This is a genomic window from Stenotrophomonas sp. AN71 (assembly GCF_050435725.1).
Classification (GTDB): Bacteria; Pseudomonadota; Gammaproteobacteria; order Xanthomonadales; family Xanthomonadaceae; genus Stenotrophomonas.
This window is the reverse complement of record NZ_JBNDKU010000004.1, coordinates 149,105-169,658: the sequence shown is the minus strand read 5'-3', so window position 1 is coordinate 169,658 and position 20,554 is coordinate 149,105. Positions and strand designations below refer to the sequence as shown.

The following is a 20,554-nucleotide window of genomic DNA, read 5'->3' as shown; positions in this document are numbered from 1 at the left end:
CCGGAAGTGAAATGCGCGTGTCCGTCGCCTCATCGGCCATCGCGCGTTCAGGAAGAAAATCTGCGCCCATCACGATCAGCCATCGTGATGGGCGCCGTCTCCCTACCGGCGTGCCATGTTCTAGCTAGAACTCTTCCCAACCACCGGCATTGGCCGCCAGTGTCGGCTCGATGCGCGGCGACAGTGCCGCCGGCCTGCGCACCGGGGTGACCGTCGCGGCCACCGCAGCCAGGGCCGGACGCACGGCTGCAGCCGCCGCAGTCGCGCCGGTACGGAACACCGATACCGCCTCGGCCAGCAGGGTGGCCTGCTCCTCCATGGAACGCGCTGCGGCGCTGGCCTCTTCCACCAGCGCCGCATTCTGCTGCGTGGTCTCGTCCATCTGCACCACGGCCTGGTTGACCTGCTCGATGCCCGAACTCTGCTCCTGCGACGCAGCAGAGATGTCGGCCATGATGTCGGTCACGCGCTGCACCGAGGCAACGATTTCGCCCATCGTGGTGCCTGCCTGGCGGACCAGGGCCGATCCATCGGCCACCTTGCCGACCGAATCCTCGATCAGGCCCTTGATCTCCTTGGCCGCGCTCGCCGAGCGCTGCGCCAGCGTGCGCACCTCACTGGCGACCACCGCAAAGCCCCGGCCCTGCTCTCCGGCACGTGCGGCTTCCACTGCCGCGTTGAGCGCCAGGATATTGGTCTGGAACGAGATGCCGTCGATGACCGAAATGATCTCGGCAATCTTCTTCGATGATGCCTCGATGGCCGACATCGTGGTCACCACCTGGCCGACCACTTCGCCCCCCTGCGAGGCGACGCCATGTGCACCGATGGCCAGCTGGTTCGCCTGGCGCGCATGTTCGGCGTTCTGCTTCACTGTGGAGGTCAGTTCCTCCATCGAAGCGGCCGTCTCTTCCAGGTTCGCCGCCTGCTGTTCGGTGCGCCGCGACAGATCGGTGTTGCCCGAGGCGATCTCGCCCGCGGCCAGATTGATGCTGGAGGCGCTGGCCTGGATGCGGCCGACGATCTGCTTGAGCTGATCGACGGTGGCATTGCAGTCATCGCGCATGCGGGCGAATACCCCATGGAAATCGCCTTGCATGCGCACGGTCAGATCGCCGCGCGAGATCGCCTGCAACAGCGTCGATACCTGCACCAGATTCTCGTCGGTGGTCTGCATCAGTCCGTTGAGCCCGGCCACCATGTCGCGGAAATCGTAGGCAAAGCGATCTTCGTCGCCGCGCAGGCTGAAGTCACCGGCCGCCGCTGCCGTCGCCAGTCGGCGGATCTCACCGTTGATCGCCGACAGGCTGGTCTTGGTCTCGTCCATGGCCTGAGTGATCGCCGCCTTCTCACCCGGCAGCGGATCCATGTCCACCGACAGGTCACCACGGGCGTAGTGCTTCATCACTTCGATCAGGCGGTTCTGCACCTGCACGTGCGAACCGACCAGGGAATTCGTCTCATGCACCATCCGCCCGTAGTCGCCGGGGAAGGCGCTCTCATCCATGCGATAGCTGAGGCTGCCCGCATCGTGCTGGCGGGCCAACTCGCCCTGCGCTGCCATCACCGACTGCAACTGCGCCTGCATGCGCTGCATCGACCTGAGCAGCTGGGTCAGCTCGTCGTTGCCGGAGGCGTCGATGCTGCTGTCCAGCCGCCCGTTGGCGATACCGTCGGCCAGCGTCACCGCCCCTTCCAGCGGGCGGGTCAGGCTGCGGGTGATGGCCCACGCGGCCAGCGAGCCCAGTATCAGGCTCAGCACGCCGAACACGATCGACAATGTGCCGGTCCAGGATTCGGTTGAACGATATTCCTCGCGACTGCGCGCGGTCAGTGCCTCCTGATGCCGCAACAGGGTCGAGATCGCCTCATTCCATGCGGTGGCCAGGCCATGCTCGGCAAGCAGTTCCTTGGCCGCGCCGTCGAAATCACCGGCCTTCATGCGCTCGTGCAGATGCTGGGTGGAAGCATCGGTGGCCTTGCGTGCCGCGTCGATTTTCGCAACCAGGGTATCGCCGGTGGCATCGCGCGGAATCTTGATGTACTTGGCCCAGATACCGTCGTAGGTCTGCGACAGCGCCTGCGCCTTCTGATAATCCTTGTCGAAATCCTCGCCGCGCTTGATCACCATCAGCCGGCGGTGCATCAGCACCGCGTTGTTGGTATCGAGCATGTCGTTCAACAGCCGCATCTTCACCATGTTGACGTCCACCACTTTCTCGAACTGGGCGGACTTCAGGTGATTTCCGTACAGCACCAGGCCGACGATGGCCACGATGAACAGCAGCAGCAAACCAAACCCGGCACCCAGCCGGGATCCCACTCGGAGGTTGCGTAAGGCGAGCATCTCAATTCCCTTGATCATGGCCGTACGATCGATGGCGGCTCGATCGGGGGAATCTTTAAGAGCTTTTCCGAATATACCTTCATCAATATCTTGAACTGTGCATACAGGATTGAAAAATACCCCCATGAAACCCGCATTCATATTCGCAATGAATACTTGTCACTTTCCAACCCGGGAGCCATCAATGCCGCTCACCCTGCAGATTGAAGGCGCCGCCATCGATGACATTGCCAGCCTGTATGCGGAGATCAACCGGGTGTTCATGGCCAACGAAAGCTGGCAGCTGGGGCCCAGCCTGGATGCCCTCGACGACCTGCTGCATGGCGGCTATGGAGCGCTGGCCGGGCACCCTGCGGCCACGCTGATCTGGCGCGATATCGCACATACCCGCGCAGCCCTGGGAGCGGAGGCCACCCGCAGCTGGCTGCAGGCCAAGCTGGACGCACCCGGCACCTTCAACAGACAGACCGTTGCCGGCCAGCTGGACGCACTGCAACGGGGCGAAGGGCAGACCTACTTCGAGATCGTCATGGAAATCGTCGGCGGCCATCGGCAGATCACCCTGGTACCGGCCTGATCCTGCCACCGGTGGCGGCGCCCCCGTGCGCCAGCAGTTACCATGGACGGCCCTGTACCCGCTCCGCCGCCGCTGCCCTCCGGCGCGGCCGGACGCCGCGATCCACGAGTGCCATGTCCAAAGACAAGTCCGCCGAACATACCCCGCTGATGAAGCAGTTCTTCGCAGCCAAGTCCGACCATCCGGACCTGCTGCTGTTCTTCCGCATGGGCGACTTCTACGAGCTCTTCTATGACGATGCGCGCAAGGCCGCGCGCCTGCTCGACATCACCCTGACCCAGCGTGGCAGCTCCGGCGGCGCACCGATCCCGATGGCCGGCGTGCCGGTGCATGCCTACGAGGGCTATCTGGCGCGGCTGGTGGCGCTGGGCGAATCGGTGGCGATCTGCGAGCAGATCGGTGATCCGGCGCTGGCCAAGGGCCTGGTCGAGCGCAAGGTGGTGCGCATCGTCACCCCCGGCACCGTCACCGACGAAGCGCTGCTGGACGAGCGTCGCGACACCCTGCTGATGGCGCTGTCGCGCACCAGGCAGGGCTACGGCCTGGCCTGGGCCGACCTGGCCGGTGGCCGCTTCCTGGTCAACGAAGTGGAAACCGACGACGCACTGGAAGCCGAACTGGCGCGGCTGGAACCGGCCGAGCTGCTGGTGCCCGACGAGGAGAACTGGCCGGAGTTCCTGCGCCAGCGCACCGGCGTGCGCCGCCGCGCACCGTGGTTGTTCGACGCCGACAGCGGTCGCCGCCAGCTGCTGAACTTCTTCAAGTTGCATGACCTGAGCGGTTTCGGCATCGACGACAAGCCGCGCGCCACCGCCGCAGCCGGCGCCCTGCTCGGCTATGTCGAGGAAACCCAGAAACAGCGCCTGCCACACCTGACCGCGATCGCGATGGAAAACGCCGGCGAGGCGATCGCGATGAATGCCGCGACCCGTCGCCATCTGGAACTGGACACGCGTGTCGATGGCGATACCCGCAATACCCTGCTGGGCGTGCTCGACAGCACGGTGACACCGATGGGCGGCCGCCTGCTGCGGCGCTGGCTGCACCGTCCGTTGCGCCTGCGCGAGGTACTGGTGCAGCGCCACCACGCGGTGGAAACGCTGATCGATCGTGGCAGCGACGCCGACATCCGCGAGCAGTTCCGCCGCCTCGGTGACCTGGAACGCATCCTGACCCGCGTCGCGCTGCGCTCGGCGCGCCCACGCGATTTCTCGACCCTGCGCGACGGCCTGGGCCTGCTGCCGGCGGTGCGCGAGGTGCTGGCGCCGCTGGATTCACCGCGCCTGCAGGCCCTGCATGCCGCACTCGGCGAGCACGACGACTGCGCGCAGCTGCTCGCCCGCGCCATCGCTGAAACGCCGCCGCTGAAGTTGAGCGACGGCGGGGTGCTGGCCGACGGCTTCGACGAGGAACTGGACGAGCTGCGCCGCCTGTCCACCCACGCCGACCAGTTCCTGGTCGACCTGGAACTGCGCGAGCGCGAGAGCAGCGGTATCCCTACCCTGAAGGTGGGCTACAACCGTGTGCACGGCTACTACATCGAAATCAGCAAGGGGCAATCCGAGCGCGCGCCGGTGCACTACACCCGCCGCCAGACGCTGACCAATGCCGAGCGCTACATCACCGAGGAACTGAAGGCGTTCGAAGACAAGGTACTTTCTGCGCGCGACCGTTCGCTGTCGCGCGAAAAGTACCTGTACGAGCAGCTGCTGGACACCCTCGGCGGGCAGCTGGAACCACTGAAGCAGTGCGCCGCCGCGCTGAGCGAACTGGACGTGCTGGCCGCCTTCGCCGAACGCGCCCAGGCGCTGGACTGGGCGCGCCCGGAACTACAGGTCGAGCAGTGCCTGAAGATCGAACGTGGCCGCCATCCGGTGGTCGAGGCGGTGCGCGAGCAGCCGTTCGAACCGAACGACCTGGACCTGCATCCTGACCGACGCATGCTGGTGATCACCGGTCCGAACATGGGCGGTAAATCGACCTACATGCGGCAGAACGCGCTGATCGTGCTGCTGGCCCACATCGGCAGCTTCGTGCCGGCCAGCCGTGCGCTGATCGGCCCGATCGACCGCATCCTGACCCGCATTGGCGCCGGCGACGATCTCGCGCGCGGACAATCGACCTTCATGGTCGAAATGGCCGAGACCAGCTACATCCTGCATCACGCCACCGCGCATTCGCTGGTGCTGATGGACGAGATCGGGCGCGGCACCTCCACCTACGACGGCCTGGCGCTGGCCGATGCCGTGGCTCGCCACCTTGCTTACCAGAACCGCTGCTACACGCTGTTCGCCACCCACTACTTCGAGCTGACCGCGCTGGCCGACGAGCAGCACGAGGGCGGTCGCAGCGGCATCGCCAACGTGCATCTGGACGCGGTCGAGCATGGTGAAGCGCTGGTGTTCATGCATGCCGTAAAGGACGGCCCGGCCAACCGCAGCTTCGGTCTGCAGGTGGCGGCCCTGGCCGGCCTGCCGCGCACCACCGTGGCACAGGCGCGGCGTCGCCTGGCCGAGCTGGAGCAGCGCGGCGGTGAGAGCCACGCCGCTGAACTGGCGCCGCATGCGTTGGATGCACCGCAGCAGTTCGGCTTGTTTGCGGCACCGGCCAGCAAGGCACAGGAGGCGCTGGCAGCGATCGATCCGGACGAGTTGACCCCGAAGCAGGCGCTGGAAGCCCTGTACCGGCTGAAGGCGCTGCTGTAAGCGCAGCTCCGCGGGAGGTCTCGGGCCCGGGGAGTTTCCCCGGGCTACCGAAAGGCCCCGCGAATCCGATTCTGCATTTCAATTGACAGAATCTATCAAACTGAACGAATCATTCGATTATTCATTTCATCTGGCCCTAGCTACAGTCGAGTGAAGATGTTTTCCACATCTTCACCGCCACCAGGAGCCAGCCGATGAGCCAGTCCGACAACAACAACGCCAAGTGCCCGTACCACACCGCCCCGTCGCCGGAGCAGGGCGCCCAGCAGCAGCGCGAGCTGAGCACCACGCCGAAGCAGAAGCACGGCGACGATCCGGTCACGCCGATGACCACGGCCTTCGGTGCGCCGGTGGTGGACAACCAGAACAGCAAGACCGCCGGCCCGCGTGGCCCGCTGCTGATGGAAGACGTGTGGCTGCTGGAGAAGCTGGCCAACCTCAACCGCGAGATCATTCCCGAGCGCCGCATGCACGCCAAGGGCTCGGGCGCGTTCGGCACCTTCACCGTCACCCACGACATCAGCAAGTACACCCGCGCCAGGATGTTCGAGAAGGTCGGCAAGAAGACCGAGATGTTCGCCCGCTTCACCACGGTGGCGGGTGAACGTGGTGCCGCCGACGCCGAGCGCGACATCCGCGGCTTTGCACTGAAGTTCTACACCGAGGAAGGCAACTGGGACCTGGTCGGCAACAACACGCCGGTGTTCTTCCTGCGCGACCCGCGCAAGTTCGCCGACCTCAACAAGGCTGTGAAGCGCGACCCGCACACCAACCTGCGCAGCGCGCGCAACAACTGGGATTTCTGGACCTTGCTTCCCGAGGCCCTGCTGCAGGTGACCGTGGTGATGAGCGATCGCGGCATTCCGCGCAGCTTCCGCCACATGCATGGTTTCGGTTCGCACACCTACAGCTTCACCAATGCCGACAGCGAGCGCTTCTGGGTCAAGTTCCATTTCGTCAGCCAGCAGGGCATCGAATCGCTGACCGACGCGCAGGCGCAGATCCTGGTCGGCCATGACCGCGAAAGCCACGGCCGCGACCTGTTCGCCGCGATCGACAAGGGCGACTTCCCGAAGTGGAAGCTGTTCATCCAGGTCATGCCGGAACTGGACGCGGAAACCTACCGCGTGCATCCGTTCGACCTGACCAAGGTGTGGCCGAAGAGCGACTACCCGCTGATCGAAGTGGGCCAGTTCGAACTGAACCGCAACCCGGTCAACTGGTACCAGGACGTGGAGCAGTCGGCGTTCGCACCGAGCAACCTGGTGCCGGGCATCGGTCCGTCGCCGGACAAGATGCTGCAGGCCCGCCTGTTCGCCTATTCCGATGCGCAGCGCTACCGCCTGGGCGTGAACCACCACCAGATTCCGGTGAACGCCGCACGCTGCCCGGTGCACAGCAACCACCGCGACGGTGCGATGCGCGTGGACGGCAACTACGGTGGCCTGCCGCACTACGAGCCGAACAGCTATGGCCAGTGGCAGGAACAGCCTGAGTACCGCGAGCCGCCGATGAAGATCCGCGGCGATGCTGACTTCTGGAACTTCCGCGAGGACGACGCCGACTACTTCAGCCAGCCCGGTGCGCTGTTCCGCAGCTACAGCCAGGCGCAGAAGGACAGGCTGTTCGCCAATACCGCCCGCGCACTCGGCGATGCGCCGGACTTCATCAAGCAGCGCCACATCGACAACTGCAGCAAGGCCGACCCAGCTTACGGTGCCGGCATCGCGGCAGCACTGAAGGCGCTGGCCAGCCAGCCGTCCGATCCGTTCCTGCCGGCCCAGCCGGAAACCGACTTCCCGGCCGCCACCCCGGGTGCGGAAGACATCGAGCTCTGATCGCCCTGCCCCGCGTACGGCACGCCGTCTCCTTGTGAGGCGGCGTCGCCGTTTTAACAGACGGGGTCGTACCGTGTGCAGCGCCAACCCAACCGAGGATTCCCCTGATGAGCCTGACCGATGAACTTCTCGCCAAATTGCAGGGCGCTCCGCTGCAGCAGGTCTCGCAGCAGCTTGGCATCAGCGACACCCAGGCGTCCGGCGCGATCAGCGCCGCACTGCCGGTACTGATGGGCGCGCTGGGCAACAATGCCGCCCAGCCGCAGGGCGCGCAGGCGCTGCTCGGTGCGTTGCAGAACAACCACAGCGGCCTCGACCTGGGCAGCGTGCTTGGCTCGGTGCTGGGCGGCGGTGGCGGCGGTGCTGCCAGCGATGGCGCTGGCATCCTCGGCCACATCTTCGGTGGCAGCCAGCAGAAGGTGGAGACCGGGCTGGCCCAGGCCACCCAGCTCGACAGCGGCCGCACCAGCCAGCTGTTGCAGATCCTGGCGCCGATCGTGATGGCCTTCCTCGCCCAACGCCTCGGTGGTGGCCAGGCCGATGCCGGCTCGCTCAGCCAGGCCCTCGGCCAGGAAAAGCAGCAGGTGCAGCAGCAGGTGCAGCAGCAGGGCGGCATTGCCGGCGGCCTGCTCGGCAGCGTGCTGGACCAGGATGGCGACGGCCAGTTCGGCGTGAGCGACCTGCTCAAGCTGGGCGGCAACCTGCTGGGCGGCAAGCGCTGAGGCAGACGGGCGCCGGGCGTGGCCCGGCGCTACCGGGCACCGCCTTGATCGATATCCGCCGGGCGTAACCGGTATCTCCATGGGTAGCGCCGGGCCATGCCCGGCGGCTTACCGGTCGCCAGCCTTCAACCGCTGCAGGATCGGCGCGAACAGCGGCGCCTGCATCGAGCGCGGCGGCTGCACGGCTTCGCCTTTCTCCTGCGCCTGCCAGTACGACCATGGCAGCGCCGCATCACCCAGTTCGTAGTCCATGCCGTCCCAACCGTCCTCGCGGAACGCGTAGAAGGCCCAGTGCACCTTGTGTTGTTCCAGCACCTCCAGCACATCCTGCAGGTAGCGGCGGCAGTCAGGCCAGCGCCGCATGCAACCGAATTCACCCACCACCACGCGATTGGCAGCAACACCGTGTGACGCCGCCCAGGTCATCGGCTGCTCCAGGTAACCGCGTACACGTGCCGGGTCCCAGCGCTCACTGTGCTCATTGAACGGCACAACGCCGGGGTACCGGTAAGGCGTGGCCCGTTTCTGGTTCGGTGCACTGGTTGCCGCATACGGCTCGTACATGTGCACGCTGTACAGCAGGCGGGAATCGGCCAGCGGCGCCGGCCAGTAGTTGAAACCATCCGCGGCGGCATACCAGCCCGCATCCAGCATCAGCGGCATCTCCGCGTCGACCTCGCGGATGCTGGCAATCAATTCGGAATAGAAGCGGCGCAGATCGCGCGGACCGTCCTGGACGCCGGCGTACCACTGCTGCATGGCCTCGATGGAGGCATGCTCGGCCAGGCCCGCGCCGTACTCCGGCACAGGCTCATTGATCAGGTTGTAGGCCGCCAACGCCGGGTGATCCTTCAGGGCCGTCGCCAGATCGTGCCAGAAGCGTCGGGCCGGCGCGTGGTTCTCGAAGGACCGCCACAGGCGCGGATCGACCACATCCCCGTTGTGCTGCTTCCAGCGCAGCAACGGCAGCGACAACGGCGTCAGCACCACTTTCAGTCCGGCCGCGTCGGCGTCATCCAGCACCCGCCGCAGCGTGGCCAGGTCGCCCGGCACCAGACCGCGATAGTCATCGGCGTTGCCGATCAGGAAATCACGACCGCCCTGCCCCTTCCATTTGTCCGGCACCAGCCGCACCCAGGTCGCCCCGGTGGCGCGCAGGGCCTGGAAGTAGGCCCGGTCGGGAGGCGACATGTTCATGCTGTTGCCCCCGCGCTGCGGGGTGTCCCAGAAGGTGATGTCGGCGGCGTGCAACGGCACGGTAGCAAACAGGGACAGGCCGAGCAGGCAATGGCGGAGGAACATCGCGATCTTCCATGAAGGGATGGTCAACCCTGCCGGGTGCCCACCCAACCGCTGCTGACCGCGACCGTGTCCGCCGGGCACGGCCCGGCGCTACCGGGTGCATCGCCTTGGGTAAAGCGTCACAACGCGTCGATATCACCCAATGCACGGATCAGCCGCCGCGCGCGCTTGTCCGGCTTGTGCTCCGGCGGCTGGAATCCATCGCGTGCGGCGATGCGCAGCGCACGCAGCTCGGCGCGGCGCGCCTTGGAGGCGTCGCTCTCGGCGTACAACTGCTGCGCCGACGGTGCCGGCCCGCGCTGGTCGCTCAGGCCCAGCACCTGGATCTCGAAATGCTCCTCGCCGCGGTCCACCTGCAGCTGCTCGCCCACGCGCACCGCGCGTGAGGATTTCGGGCGTTGGCCAGCCACGCTGACCTTTCCGGTTTCGATGGCCTGCTTGGCCAGGCTGCGCGTCTTGAAGAAACGGGCCGCCCACAGCCAGATGTCCAGGCGGACACTGGGCGGCAGCGGGGAAAGCTCATGCATCGGTACGCACTACTCCGGTGGCTTGTTCAGGGGACGCGGATTGTCGGGGTCGGTCCGGCAGCCGGTGCCGCCGATCAGGGTCGGCACACCCGTGGACAGATCCTGGCGCTGGCTGCCGACCAGGCACTCGGGGCGGTCGGTCGGCCGCACCTGGGTATCGCCCAGCCGGTCACCTGTCGAACATGCGGCCAGTGCGACGCCGATCAAGGCCAGCGCCACGCCGCGCGTCACCTGCAGTGGTTGATGCATTGCCACATCCCGCAAACCTGCTTGGTGCTAGTGTGCGCCTCCCGGGATTCGATCACCACTCCATGGCCAAAGCGCCGCTTGACCTGACCTCCGGCCCGATCGGCCGCAACCTCCTGCTGTTTTCCCTGCCGATCCTGGCGGGCAACATCGCGCAGTCGCTGAACGGTTCGGTGAACGCGATCTGGGTGGGGCGCTTCCTGGGCGAGGCGGCACTGACTGCCACCGCGAACGCCAACAACATCATGTTCTTCCTGATCGGCTCGGTGTTCGGCTTCGGCATGGCCTCCACCATCCTGATCGGCCAGGCCATCGGTGCACGCGATATCGCGCAGGCGCGGCGCGTGGTCGGCACCAGTGCCACCTTCTTCATCGGTCTGTCGGTGATCATCGCCATCGCCGGCTGGTTCATGGCGCATCCGTTGCTGGCGGCGATGGGCACCCCAGCCGCCTCGCTGCCGCTGGCCGAGGCCTACCTGCAGATCATCTTCCTGGCGATGCCGACGCTGTACGCGTTCGCCTTCCTCACCGCGGCGCTGCGCGGTGCCGGCGATTCACGCACGCCGTTCCGTTTCCTGATGGTGTCGGTGGCGTTGGACATCGTGTTGAACCCGGTGCTGATCTTCGGCATGGGGCCGTTCCCCGCACTGGGCATCGCCGGCTCGGCCTGGGCCACGCTGGTGGCGCAGACGCTGTCACTGGCCGGGCTGCTGCTGTACATGCGGCACAAGCGCCACACGCTGTGGCTGGGCCGCGCTGACATGCGCCTGTTCAAGCTCGACCTGACCATCCTCAAATCGCTGGTGATCAAGGGCGTGCCGATGGGACTGCAGATGGTGCTGATCTCGTTGTCGGTGATCCTGCTGATGACCATGGTCAACCAGTACGGCACCGACACCGCAGCCGGCTATGGTGCCTCGCTGCAGCTGTGGAACTACCTGCAGATGCCGGCGATGGCGATCGGTGCGGCCTGTTCGTCGATGGCCGCACAGAATGTCGGCGCGCAGCGCTGGGATCGTGTGCGTGGCACCGCGCGCCAAGGCGTGCTGTTCAACTTCCTGCTGACCGGCGCGCTGATCCTGCCGCTGGTGCTGTTCGATCGCCAGCTGCTGGCACTGTTCCTGCCGCCGGCCAGCCAGGCGCTGGAGACGGCCCGGCATCTGAACCACGTGGTGATCGGCTCGTTCCTGTTCTTCGGCGTCAGCTTCGTGATCTCCGGCGTGGTGCGTTCCACCGGCGCGGTGATCCCACCGCTGCTGATCCTGGCCGGTTCACTGTGGGGCGTGCGCGTACCGTTCGCCGAACTGCTGCAACCGTACTGGGGCGCCGATGCGATCTGGTGGAGTTTCCCGGTCAGTTCACTGGTGTCGATGCTGCTGTCGCTGGCGTACTACCGCTGGGGCGGCTGGCGCAAGGCAAAGATGATCGGCAAGCCCCCGCATGCGGAAGAACTGGCCACGCCTTCGGAGATTCCAGCCTGCCCGCCGTCGCCCGTGGCCGACCCGGATGCCACGCTGGAAGCCACGCCGCCACGCTGAACGGTGCCCGGCGGTGGGTGCGGTGGGTGCGGTGGGTGCGGACCGTTGGTCCGCACATACCTCCCAGCCGAACATGGGCTCGGCTCTACAGGAGGCGGTCAGCGTTTCTTCTTGGCGACGTTGTACTTCGCTGCTTCTCGCAGCAACGCTTTGAACGCCGCGGCATTGGGCATCGCGCCTGCATGGATGTCGATCGCGCGCCGCGTAGTGCCTTCAAGGCTGGCGTTGAACAGGCCCTTCGGGTCGGCCAGCGCCGCGCCATGGGCAAAGGTCAGCTTCACCGTCTGCGTGTAGGTTTCACCCGTGCACAGGATGCCGTTGAGTTCCCACACCGGAACGCCGCGCCATTTCCAGGTTTCCTGCACATCCGGCAACGCCTCATGGATCAACGCACGCACGCGTGCCAGCGTTTCGCCACGCCAATCGCCCAGCTCTGCGATGCGTGCATCGATCAGTTCGGCCGCCGGCGTACCGGCATCGGCGGGGTTCGGCACGTGCATGGCCATCAGGGGCTCTCATGGCAAAGGGAATCGGAACGGTCGGCTTACATGTGCTCGCCGGGCAGCGCGGCGGCCTGGCACACCCAGTCGAGGAACTGCGCTTCGTCCAGCCCGGCACCCTCGTGGATGTGCAGGTAGCGCGTATCGGCACTCTTCGACGGCTCCGGTGGCATCGGCTGCAATGCAGCGCCGCGGAAAAACGCCACCTTGATATAGCGGGTGAAGCAATGGAAGCTGAGGAACCACCCTTCGCCGGCAGCTAACGCGTACATCGGCGAGTTCCATTTCACCGCCTTGTGCACGCCCGGCACGGCCTGCCCGATCAGCGCATCCAGCCGTGCGCCCATCGGCTGCTTCCAGTCCGGCATGGCCGCAATGTAGGCCTGCACCGGGGCATCGCCGTCGCCCTTGGCGATCTGCGGGTTGCCACCGGACAACAGCGTGGGCATGGCAGAAGGTGCGGTTCGCTTGGCAGGCATCGCACGGCACGTCCATCGGGATGACGCCGTAGCCTAGCGCGGCCCGCAACCAACGGTCACGGCGCAGTGCGCCATCGGCTCACCCAGCCTGCCGGGCCCGGAACTGGCGCCAGTCCGGCAGCTTGCGGTGACGACGCAGCGAGCGCATCAGCGCCGCCATCACCAGTCCGAACAACGCGCCGGCCAACAGCCCGGCCACCAGCAGCAGCAGCAGCGGGCGCTCACTGCCCTGCCACAGCATCAACCACATCAGCGCGGTCCAGAACAGCCCGAACAGCAGGCCCTGCACCAGTGCATTGGTGCCGAAGCTGGCCAGGATCGGCGGCGGCAGGGCGATGCCCGCACGCCACAGCAGACGATGCAGCAACGGCGCCGACTGCACGCGCGCCAGGCCCTTGCCGTCAAGAAAGCGCAGCGCCGACTGGATCACGGCCGGATAGCGCGGGTTGATGTCATTCATCGCCTGATCGTGGCCGATGCGATACCGGAAACGCAAACGGCCGCCCGAAGGCGGCCGTCGCGGCAACAACCGAAGTTGTTTATCAGGCCTTTTCGGCCAGACGGGCAGCCTTGGCGGCAGCAGCGGCAGCCAGGTCTTCCTTGATGCGGGCAGCCTTGCCTTCCAGGCCACGCAGGTAGTACAGCTTGCCGGCGCGGACCTTACCACGACGCTTCACTTCGACCGAGTCGATGATGGCGCTGTGGGTCTGGAAGACGCGCTCGACGCCGTAGCCGTGCGAAATCTTGCGGACGGTGAACGAGGAGTTCAGGCCGCCGTTCTTGGTCGCGATGACAACGCCTTCATAGGCCTGCACGCGCTCGCGGGTACCTTCCTTCACCTTCACGTTGACGACAACGGTGTCGCCCTGGCTGAACTTCGGCAGTTCACGGGTGATCTGGGCGGATTCGAATTCCGCGACGATGGACTTGTTCAGCTTGCTCATGGGTTACACCGATTCTTGTTCGGGTGGTCGTGTCGTTTCGACAACGTAGGCTCATGCAGTCACCGGACTGTGCTGCACGTTTGTTGTGGGTACTGCGCGCGTCGGCCGAGGCTGACGGTAATTGGCCATGATAGCCGATAAAACCCGCCCTGCGCTAGGGGCTGGCCTTCTGTTTCCGGGCCTGGCGGGCCAGATCCAGCAGTTTGCGGTCGGCCTTGCCCAGCGCCTGTTCATCCAGCAGGTCCGGGCGTCGCTGTGCGGTGCGGACCAGCGACTGCTGGCGGCGCCAGGCGGCGATGGCCGCGTGGTTGCCCGAGCGCAGCACGTCCGGCACGTCACCCAGCGGGTGCTGGGCCGGCTGGCTGTAGTGCGGGCAGTCAAGCAGGCCGAGGTCCCCCTCGAAGCTGTCCTGCGCCGCCGATTCAGCATCGTTCAGGGCACCGTCCTGCAGGCGGGCCACGGCGTCGATGATCACCGCCGCACCCAGTTCGCCACCGGACAGCACGTAATCGCCGAGCGAAATCTCCTCGTCGACGTTGGCCTCCAGGAAGCGCTCGTCGATGCCCTCGTAGCGGCCGCAGAGCAGGACCATGCGCGGCAGGGCCGCCAGTTCCCGCACCTTGGCCTGGGTCAACGGCGCGCCCTGCGGGCTGAGGTAGATCACCCGTGCCGGGGTCGGGTCGGCGTCGCGGATCGCCTGCAGGCAGGCCTGCAGCGGCTCGATCAGCATCACCATGCCCGGGCCACCGCCGAACGGACGGTCGTCCACCCGGCGGTAATTGCCTTCAGCGTAATCACGGGGATTCCAGCCATGCAGGCTGAACAGCCCCTTCTCCTGCGCACGCCCGACCACGCCCAACCCAGCGGACTGGGCCAGGAAATCGGGGAACAGGGTGATGACGTCGAAACGCATGCTTGCCCTCAGAACTCGGGGTCCCAATCGACCACGACCAGATTGGCCTCGAAGTCGACGGAGACAACGAAATCCGGCTGCACGAACGGAATCATCCGCTCGCGATCACCGCGAACCACCACCACGTCGTTGGCGCCGGTGCTGAACAGGTGCGAGACCTGGCCCAGGGCAACGCCCTCGGTGGTCTTCACGTCCAGGCCTTCCAGATCCACCCAGTAGTATTCATCAGGCTTCGGCGGCGGCAGTGCACTGCGGGCCACGTAGACCTCGGTGCCATGCATTGCCTCGACCGTGTCGCGATCCTCGATGCCCGGGAAACGGGCCACCAGGTGCTTGCCGGTATCCCGGCCACGGGCGCCTTCAAACGTCGATTCCTGCCCGTTGGGGCTGCGCAGGATCCACGGCTGGTAACGGAAAATAGCGGAACGCGGCTCGGTCCAGGACTCGAGCTTTATTTCGCCGCGCACACCAAAAGCGCCGACAATCCTGCCCAGCAGGATGCGGCGCCCGTTATCTTTCATCTGCGTTCAATCAGATGGGCCGCGCCAGGGCGCGGCCCGTCAGGATCAGGCCGCAGCGGCCTGGGACTTGCTCGCTTCCTTGATCAGGTTGCGAACCTTTTCGGTCGGCTGGGCGCCGTTCTTGACCCAATGGTCAACGCGGGCCAGGTCCAGCTCGATGCGCTTCTCGCCGCCCTGGGCGACCGGGTTGTAGAAGCCCACGCGCTCGATGTTGCGGCCGTCGCGCGCGCTGCGCACGTCCGTCACGATGATGTGGTAAAACGGACGCTTCTTGGCGCCGCCGCGGGTCAGTCGAATCTTGACCATGGTGTTTTTCCTATTGCCCAGTCGCCAGGATGGCGAGGTAAGCGGGCGATTATAGCGGCAGAGCCCGGCCGAGCCAACCCCATGGGTGGTGTATGCCCTCACGGTAGCGCCGGGCCATGCCCGGCGGGCGGTATCCCGCCGCTGCGCTCGCGGGGCATGGCCCCGCGCTACCGGTGCGTTGCGTCAATCTTGAGCGCGTCCCACGGAACGCCCGCCAGCACCGCCCTGCCTTGTTCCGCCAACGCCTGGGAGCCCGGCAGGCCATGCCCGTCAATGGCCTCCAGCGCCCACAGGCCGCTGGCGTTGCAGGCAAAAGCGGCCTTCACGCTGGCCAGGTCCGCCAGCGCCAGCGGCCGCGTCAGCTGCGGGCCCGGCCAATGCTGCTTGAGCAGACGCTCGGCAGTCCCGCGCAGGGCGGGCGCCTGCGGCCAGATGAGCCGTTCACCATCGTGCACGGCCAGGTTCCAGGTGCTGCCTTCGCTGACCTCGCCATCAGCGGTCACGAACAGCACATCGTCGAATCCTTCCGCCATCGCCGCGCGACGCTCGGCGAACAGGCCGAAGGTGCCCACATGCTTGATCTGCGGCAGTTCGCGCTGCCAGGCCACGCTGCGCACACGCTTGGAGGCGGCCAGCGTCACCGGCGCTGAAACCGCCACCAGCACGTCCACCGGCACGGCCGCCAGCGGATTGCGGAAATCGAAGCGGCGCGAGTACACGGTTACCCGCAGCGAGGCATCGACCCGGCCGGCCTGCCGCAGCGCCTGCGCCATCCAACCCCGCACCTGCGCCACATCCAGCTCGCTGCCGAACAGCTCACGCGTGGCCTGTGACAGCCGCACCAGATGCAGGTCCAGCCCCTGTACGGCGTGGCCGCGCGCCTGCAGCGAGGTGAAGTGGCCGTAGTTCACCAGTGCCGGCAGCAGGTCCTCCACCTGTGCCGGCTGGCCGTTGCAGGTCAGCGTCATCGCAGCAGTGCCTGCGCCTGGCTCCACATGCTGCGCAGCACGTCGGCGGCCGGCTGTGCGGGGGCCATCCACGCCGACTGCCCGGCCCAGGCCTGCATCGCCGCCAGGCGGTTTTCCTGCACGGCCTGCTTGCGCATCGGTGCGGTCAGGCCGCGCTGCACCGGGTACGGGCGTGATGCGGGCGCACCGTCTGCGGCGGCGGCGCGCACATAGGGGGTGGCCAGGCCGCGGCCCAGACGACCACTGAAGGCACGGGTCGGCCAGGTGTCTTCCGGTTCGCTGGCGGCCAGCCCATCGGCCCACGCCGAGGCGATCGCCGCTTCGGGCGTGCGCAGGAAGGCAGTGCCGATCTGCACGGCGCTGGCCCCCAGCGTGAGCGCGGCGGCGATGCCACGGCCATCGGCGATGCCACCAGCAGCGATGACGGGAATCTGCAGGTGATCGGCCAAGCGCGGCAGCAGTGCGAACAGCCCAACCAGCTGGCGTTCGGCCATCGCCGGATCGAACGCACCACGATGGCCACCGGCCTCAACGCCCTGCGCCACCACCGCGTCGGCGCCAGCATCCTGGGCCGCCCGCGCTTCGGACAACGTGGTCGCACAGGCGATCCAGGCAATGCCAGCATCCTTCAACTGCTGCACGTGACGCGGCAGCAGCACGCCCATGATGGTCGAGGCCACCGCCGGGCGCGCGGCCAGCAAGGCGGCAAACTGTTCTTCGAAATCGGCGGGCGTGGCATCGGCGGCGCTGGCCGGCACGTCCGGGCCCCATTGTGCGAGGAACGCGCGGCTGGCGGCCTCGGCAGCAACGTCGCGGGTCGGTGCCGGGTCCGGCACCCAGAGGTTTACCTGGGCCGGACCGCGGGACGTGGCGCGGAAGTCCTCCATCCAGCGACCGATATCGGCTGATGACGACAGCACAGCGCCCATCGCGCCCATGCTGCCCGCATTGGCCAGCGTGGCCGACAAGGGCACCGGGCAGGCACCGGCCATCGGCGCCAGCAGGATCGGAACGGAAACGTCAAAGCGCCGGCAGAACGCCTCGACGCGAGAAGCTACAGCGGACATCTGCATGACGGCCCATCGTTGTGGACAGGCCCCCATGGTGCGCGCAGGACGGGGGTGGAGTCGAGCTTGCTCGACTCTACACACGAGCCGCGCGAATGCATCAACGGAACGGCATGCCGCGGCCGCCCATGGCGCCCATCATGCCCTTCATGCTGCGCATCATGCCCTTCATGCCACCGCCGGCCATCTTGCTCATCATCTTTTCCATCTGCATGTACTGCTTCATGAGCTTGTTGACATCGGCCGGGGTCACGCCCGAGCCCTTGGCGATGCGCGCACGGCGCGAGCCATTGAGCAGGTTCGGGTTGCGCCGTTCCTTCTTGGTCATCGAGCTGATGATGGCGATCATGCGCGGCACTTCCTTGCCCTGGCTGACCTGCTGCTTCAGGTGATCGGGGATGTTGCCCAGGCCCGGAAGCTTGTCCATCAGGCCGCCGATGCCGCCCATGTTCTGCATCTGCTCCAGCTGGTCACGCATGTCGTTCAGGTCGAACTTCTTGCCCTTGGCGACCTTCTCGGCCAGCTTGGCGGCCTTGTCCTTGTCGACCTGCTGCTCGACCTGCTCGACCAGCGACAGCACGTCGCCCATGTCCAGGATGCGGCTGGCGATGCGGTCCGGGTGGAACACGTCCAGGCCTTCCGGCTTCTCGCTGACACCGACGAACTTGATCGGCTTGCCGGTGATGTAGCGCACGCTCAATGCGGCACCGCCACGGGCATCACCGTCGGTCTTGGTCAGCACCACGCCGGTCAGCGGTAGCGCATCGCCGAAGGCCTTGGCGGTGTTGGCCGCGTCCTGGCCGGTCATGGCGTCGACCACGAACAGCGTCTCGGCCGGGTTCACCGCCGCGTGCAGGGCCTTGATCTCGGCCATCATCGCTTCGTCGATGGCCAGACGGCCGGCGGTATCGACCAGCAGCACGTCGACGAAGGACTTGCGCGCATCGTCGATGGCAGCGCGGACGATGGCTTCCGGCTTCTGGTCGGCGCTGGACGGGAAGAACAGCACACCCACCTGCTCGGCCAGGGTCTTCAGCTGTTCGATCGCGGCCGGACGATAGACGTCGGCCGACACCACCATCACCTTCTTCTTGCGCTTTTCCTTCAGGTGCTTGGCCAGCTTGCCGACCGTGGTGGTCTTGCCGGCGCCCTGCAGGCCCGCCATCAGGATGATCGCCGGGGCCGGAACGTTGAGGTTCAGGTCGCTGGCTTCGGCGCCCATCACCGCGGTCAGCTCGTCGCGCACCACCTTGATCAGGGCCTGGCCCGGGGTCAGCGACTTCAGCACTTCCTGGCCGACCGCACGCACCTTGATGCGCTCGATCAGGGCCTGCACCACCGGCAGCGCGACGTCGGCTTCGAGCAGTGCGATGCGCACTTCACGGGTGGCCTCGCGGATGTTCTCCTCGGTCAGGCGGCCGCGGCCACGCAGGCGCTCGATGGTGCCGGAAAGGCGCTGGGTCAGGGACTCGAACATGCGGCGCAACCTGTCTGAAAGCGGGGGACAATAAGGCAGACAGTATAGCGGGTCCGCCTGCCGTCCCGGACTGCGACCACGGGGCCGTCGCCAGCATCCCGGGGGTATGCGAAACTGCAACGATGACAATCGTTCTCATCGCCGTCCTGCTATATCTGGCCGCCAGCGCCCTGCTGGTGCGCGCGCTCGGTCGCGATGAAACCACCGGCTCGCCCGTCTGGCTATGGCCGGCCCTGCCGGCGATGCTGCTGCATGGCGGCTACCACGTGATGGTGGCGATGCGCACCAATGGCGGGCCGGACATGCACTTCTTCGCCGCCCTGTCACTGGTCGGCCTGGGCATGGCCTGGCTGACCTCGCTGGTCGGCGCGCGCAGGCGGATGTCGGCGCTGGGCGTGGTGGTGTTTCCGCTGGCCGCGGTGCTGCTGCTGGTTTACCACGGCTACGGCCATGAACCGAGCAAGGTGCTGGGCTGGCGGCTGGCCAGCCATGCCTGGCTGGCGCTGCTGGCCTACGCCACCCTGAGCATCGCCGCGCTGCTGGCGATCATGCAGTGGCTGCAGGAGCGCGCGCTGCGCCGCCGCGAGTTCCGGCCGTGGCTGCGTGCGCTGCCACCGCTGGCCGACCTGGAATCGCTGCTGTTCCGGGTCATCACGGTGGGCTTCGCGCTGCTGACCCTGACCCTGGTCACCGGGGTCCTGTTCGTCGATGACCTGCTGGCGCAGAAGCTGGTGCACAAGACCGTGCTCAGCGTGCTGTCCTGGATCGTGTTCGGCGTACTGCTGATCGGGCGACGCCGCTATGGCTGGCGAGGCATGAAAGCGGTCCACTGGACACTGGCGGCGATGCTGTTGCTGCTGCTGGCGTTCTTCGGCAGCCAGTTCGTGATCGAACTGGTGTTCGGGCATACGCGATAGAGGCGTGCCGACCAACGGTCGGCACCCACCCCAATATCACCTGGTAGTGCCGGCCGCTGGCCGGCAAGTGGGGCGCCGTAAAGCCACGCCACGCGTGGATGCCGGCAGGAGCCGGCGAGCGGCCGGCAGTACCGTCGTCAGGGCACCGGTTGGGCCAGGATCTTCCGCACCGAGCGGCCGCTGTTGGTGAGGATGTCATCGACCTGCCAGCAACCCTGCCCCTGGCGCACCATCGACAGGCGGGTCAGGTAGGCCTCCTTCCACACCGAATAACGCATCTCGACCTGACCGGCGGTGGCCGAAGCCTCCTTCCAGCTGTAACGCACCGGGGGTTCGATGTCGCCGTCCTGCGCATCCAGCCACGGATCGGAATCGATCGTGCAGATGCCCTCTTCGCGCTGCTGGCAGGCGCGCTCGCCGCGCAGCGCCTTGCCGAAGGCCGGGCTGACCAGCGCGGGCGGCGGCTCCAGCAGGTCACCATCGCCGGTCGTTGCCTCGTAGAAGGCGCGGGCAATGGCCGTGGGTTCCTGGCAGGCCGGCGCGGCCTGCACGGCCTGGGCCAACAGTAGTCCGATGATGACGAACGTCCCTGTCTTTCGCATGTAGTCCATTCCTTTTGTGGAGGACGCCGGGTATGGCCCGGCGCTACCGGAACCGCGC

The 20,554-nt window shown here is 66.7% G+C and carries 21 protein-coding genes; 6 read left to right on the top strand and 15 right to left on the bottom strand.

The window, feature by feature from the left end; genetic code table 11:
- Nucleotides 1–124: 124 nt before the first annotated feature.
- Entirely contained in the window at nt 125–2,347 is a 2,223-nt protein-coding gene (locus ABH900_RS08690) for a methyl-accepting chemotaxis protein (RefSeq protein WP_429622491.1), read from the bottom strand.
- A gap of 184 nt (nt 2,348–2,531) precedes the next feature.
- Here ABH900_RS08690 and ABH900_RS08685 point away from each other — a divergent pair, with 184 nt between their 5' ends.
- The 4 genes from ABH900_RS08685 (at nt 2,532) to ABH900_RS08670 (ending at nt 8,189) form a co-directional block, all read left to right on the top strand.
- The gene (locus tag ABH900_RS08685; RefSeq protein ID WP_429622490.1) at nt 2,532–2,924 is read left to right on the top strand and encodes a barstar family protein; all 393 of its coding nucleotides are present in this window, start codon (nt 2,532–2,534) and stop codon (nt 2,922–2,924) included.
- Between the two features lie 113 nt (nt 2,925–3,037).
- Nucleotides 3,038–5,629: a DNA mismatch repair protein MutS gene (mutS, locus tag ABH900_RS08680; RefSeq protein WP_429622489.1), complete on the top strand. Its 2,592-nt coding sequence runs from the start codon at nt 3,038–3,040 to the stop codon at nt 5,627–5,629.
- 194 nt (nt 5,630–5,823) lie between these two features.
- Nucleotides 5,824–7,467: a catalase gene (locus tag ABH900_RS08675; RefSeq protein WP_429622488.1), complete on the top strand. Its 1,644-nt coding sequence runs from the start codon at nt 5,824–5,826 to the stop codon at nt 7,465–7,467.
- A 107-nt stretch (nt 7,468–7,574) separates the two neighbouring features.
- Complete coding sequence (locus tag ABH900_RS08670; protein WP_429622487.1) at nt 7,575–8,189, top strand: DUF937 domain-containing protein; 615 nt, start codon at nt 7,575–7,577, stop codon at nt 8,187–8,189.
- Between the two features lie 108 nt (nt 8,190–8,297).
- Here ABH900_RS08670 and ABH900_RS08665 read toward each other — a convergent pair whose 3' ends face one another.
- From ABH900_RS08665 to ABH900_RS08655, 3 genes are all read right to left on the bottom strand, one after another.
- Nucleotides 8,298–9,491 (bottom strand): glycoside hydrolase family 5 protein, encoded by a 1,194-nt coding sequence (locus ABH900_RS08665; protein WP_429622486.1) that lies wholly within the window; start codon nt 9,489–9,491, stop codon nt 8,298–8,300.
- Nucleotides 9,492–9,610: 119 nt separating this feature from the next.
- A complete protein-coding gene (locus ABH900_RS08660; protein ID WP_429622485.1) occupies nt 9,611–10,018 on the bottom strand; it encodes an RNA-binding S4 domain-containing protein in 408 nt (135 codons plus the stop codon).
- Nucleotides 10,019–10,027: 9 nt separating this feature from the next.
- Complete coding sequence (locus ABH900_RS08655; protein WP_429622484.1) at nt 10,028–10,267, bottom strand: hypothetical protein; 240 nt, start codon at nt 10,265–10,267, stop codon at nt 10,028–10,030.
- Nucleotides 10,268–10,329: 62 nt separating this feature from the next.
- On the opposite strand from ABH900_RS08655, the gene ABH900_RS08650 reads away from it, so the two are divergent.
- A complete protein-coding gene (locus ABH900_RS08650) occupies nt 10,330–11,802 on the top strand; it encodes an MATE family efflux transporter (RefSeq protein ID WP_429622483.1) in 1,473 nt (490 codons plus the stop codon).
- Between the two features lie 98 nt (nt 11,803–11,900).
- Here the strand turns inward: ABH900_RS08650 and ABH900_RS08645 are convergent, their stop codons facing one another.
- The 10 genes from ABH900_RS08645 to ffh form a co-directional block, all read right to left on the bottom strand.
- Nucleotides 11,901–12,308: a DUF1801 domain-containing protein gene (locus ABH900_RS08645; RefSeq protein WP_429622482.1), complete on the bottom strand. Its 408-nt coding sequence runs from the start codon at nt 12,306–12,308 to the stop codon at nt 11,901–11,903.
- A 38-nt stretch (nt 12,309–12,346) separates the two neighbouring features.
- Nucleotides 12,347–12,781: a DUF1801 domain-containing protein gene (locus ABH900_RS08640; protein ID WP_429622481.1), complete on the bottom strand. Its 435-nt coding sequence runs from the start codon at nt 12,779–12,781 to the stop codon at nt 12,347–12,349.
- A 79-nt stretch (nt 12,782–12,860) separates the two neighbouring features.
- Nucleotides 12,861–13,241 carry a DUF6404 family protein gene (locus ABH900_RS08635; RefSeq protein ID WP_429622480.1) on the bottom strand — a complete coding sequence of 127 codons (381 nt, stop codon included), beginning with the start codon at nt 13,239–13,241 and terminating at the stop codon, nt 12,861–12,863.
- Between the two features lie 82 nt (nt 13,242–13,323).
- Nucleotides 13,324–13,725: a 50S ribosomal protein L19 gene (gene rplS / locus ABH900_RS08630; RefSeq protein WP_079221128.1), complete on the bottom strand. Its 402-nt coding sequence runs from the start codon at nt 13,723–13,725 to the stop codon at nt 13,324–13,326.
- Nucleotides 13,726–13,879: 154 nt separating this feature from the next.
- Nucleotides 13,880–14,638: a tRNA (guanosine(37)-N1)-methyltransferase TrmD gene (trmD, locus tag ABH900_RS08625; protein ID WP_429622478.1), complete on the bottom strand. Its 759-nt coding sequence runs from the start codon at nt 14,636–14,638 to the stop codon at nt 13,880–13,882.
- An 8-nt stretch (nt 14,639–14,646) separates the two neighbouring features.
- Complete coding sequence (rimM, locus tag ABH900_RS08620; protein WP_429622477.1) at nt 14,647–15,159, bottom strand: ribosome maturation factor RimM; 513 nt, start codon at nt 15,157–15,159, stop codon at nt 14,647–14,649.
- 45 nt (nt 15,160–15,204) lie between these two features.
- Nucleotides 15,205–15,465, bottom strand: a complete 261-nt coding sequence (gene rpsP, locus ABH900_RS08615; protein ID WP_025873821.1) for a 30S ribosomal protein S16 — start codon at nt 15,463–15,465, stop codon at nt 15,205–15,207.
- Between the two features lie 167 nt (nt 15,466–15,632).
- On the bottom strand, nt 15,633–16,433 hold the full coding sequence (locus tag ABH900_RS08610) for an aminotransferase class IV family protein (RefSeq protein ID WP_429622476.1): 801 nt from the start codon (nt 16,431–16,433) through the stop codon (nt 15,633–15,635).
- Entirely contained in the window at nt 16,430–17,506 is a 1,077-nt protein-coding gene (locus ABH900_RS08605) for an NAD(P)H-dependent flavin oxidoreductase (protein WP_429622475.1), read from the bottom strand. The genes ABH900_RS08610 and ABH900_RS08605 overlap by 4 nt, the downstream gene beginning before the upstream one ends.
- 94 nt (nt 17,507–17,600) lie before the next feature.
- On the bottom strand, nt 17,601–18,977 hold the full coding sequence (gene ffh / locus ABH900_RS08600; RefSeq protein ID WP_004149025.1) for a signal recognition particle protein: 1,377 nt from the start codon (nt 18,975–18,977) through the stop codon (nt 17,601–17,603).
- 122 nt (nt 18,978–19,099) lie between these two features.
- Between ffh and ABH900_RS08595 the strand changes: the two genes are divergently transcribed.
- Nucleotides 19,100–19,894 carry a cytochrome C assembly family protein gene (locus ABH900_RS08595; protein ID WP_429622474.1) on the top strand — a complete coding sequence of 265 codons (795 nt, stop codon included), beginning with the start codon at nt 19,100–19,102 and terminating at the stop codon, nt 19,892–19,894.
- Nucleotides 19,895–20,031: 137 nt separating this feature from the next.
- On the opposite strand, the gene ABH900_RS08590 is transcribed toward ABH900_RS08595, so the two are convergent.
- The gene (locus ABH900_RS08590) at nt 20,032–20,496 is read right to left on the bottom strand and encodes a hypothetical protein (RefSeq protein WP_429622473.1); all 465 of its coding nucleotides are present in this window, start codon (nt 20,494–20,496) and stop codon (nt 20,032–20,034) included.
- Nucleotides 20,497–20,554: the final 58 nt, after the last annotated feature.

Bases quoted from the DNA above. Each gene is read 5' to 3' on its own strand.
- ABH900_RS08690 (WP_429622491.1), bottom strand. From the start codon at position 2,347: ATGCTCGCCTTACGCAACCTCCGAGTGGGATCCCGGCTGGGTGCCGGG.
- ABH900_RS08685 (WP_429622490.1), top strand. From the start codon at position 2,532: ATGCCGCTCACCCTGCAGATTGAAGGCGCCGCCATCGATGACATTGCC.
- mutS (WP_429622489.1), top strand. From the start codon at position 3,038: ATGTCCAAAGACAAGTCCGCCGAACATACCCCGCTGATGAAGCAGTTC.
- ABH900_RS08675 (WP_429622488.1), top strand. From the start codon at position 5,824: ATGAGCCAGTCCGACAACAACAACGCCAAGTGCCCGTACCACACCGCC.
- ABH900_RS08670 (WP_429622487.1), top strand. From the start codon at position 7,575: ATGAGCCTGACCGATGAACTTCTCGCCAAATTGCAGGGCGCTCCGCTG.
- ABH900_RS08665 (WP_429622486.1), bottom strand. From the start codon at position 9,491: ATGTTCCTCCGCCATTGCCTGCTCGGCCTGTCCCTGTTTGCTACCGTG.
- ABH900_RS08660 (WP_429622485.1), bottom strand. From the start codon at position 10,018: ATGCATGAGCTTTCCCCGCTGCCGCCCAGTGTCCGCCTGGACATCTGG.
- ABH900_RS08655 (WP_429622484.1), bottom strand. From the start codon at position 10,267: ATGCATCAACCACTGCAGGTGACGCGCGGCGTGGCGCTGGCCTTGATC.
- ABH900_RS08650 (WP_429622483.1), top strand. From the start codon at position 10,330: ATGGCCAAAGCGCCGCTTGACCTGACCTCCGGCCCGATCGGCCGCAAC.
- ABH900_RS08645 (WP_429622482.1), bottom strand. From the start codon at position 12,308: ATGGCCATGCACGTGCCGAACCCCGCCGATGCCGGTACGCCGGCGGCC.
- ABH900_RS08640 (WP_429622481.1), bottom strand. From the start codon at position 12,781: ATGCCTGCCAAGCGAACCGCACCTTCTGCCATGCCCACGCTGTTGTCC.
- ABH900_RS08635 (WP_429622480.1), bottom strand. From the start codon at position 13,241: ATGAATGACATCAACCCGCGCTATCCGGCCGTGATCCAGTCGGCGCTG.
- rplS (WP_079221128.1), bottom strand. From the start codon at position 13,725: ATGAGCAAGCTGAACAAGTCCATCGTCGCGGAATTCGAATCCGCCCAG.
- trmD (WP_429622478.1), bottom strand. From the start codon at position 14,638: ATGCGTTTCGACGTCATCACCCTGTTCCCCGATTTCCTGGCCCAGTCC.
- rimM (WP_429622477.1), bottom strand. From the start codon at position 15,159: ATGAAAGATAACGGGCGCCGCATCCTGCTGGGCAGGATTGTCGGCGCT.
- rpsP (WP_025873821.1), bottom strand. From the start codon at position 15,465: ATGGTCAAGATTCGACTGACCCGCGGCGGCGCCAAGAAGCGTCCGTTT.
- ABH900_RS08610 (WP_429622476.1), bottom strand. From the start codon at position 16,433: ATGACGCTGACCTGCAACGGCCAGCCGGCACAGGTGGAGGACCTGCTG.
- ABH900_RS08605 (WP_429622475.1), bottom strand. From the start codon at position 17,506: ATGCAGATGTCCGCTGTAGCTTCTCGCGTCGAGGCGTTCTGCCGGCGC.
- ffh (WP_004149025.1), bottom strand. From the start codon at position 18,977: ATGTTCGAGTCCCTGACCCAGCGCCTTTCCGGCACCATCGAGCGCCTG.
- ABH900_RS08595 (WP_429622474.1), top strand. From the start codon at position 19,100: ATGACAATCGTTCTCATCGCCGTCCTGCTATATCTGGCCGCCAGCGCC.
- ABH900_RS08590 (WP_429622473.1), bottom strand. From the start codon at position 20,496: ATGCGAAAGACAGGGACGTTCGTCATCATCGGACTACTGTTGGCCCAG.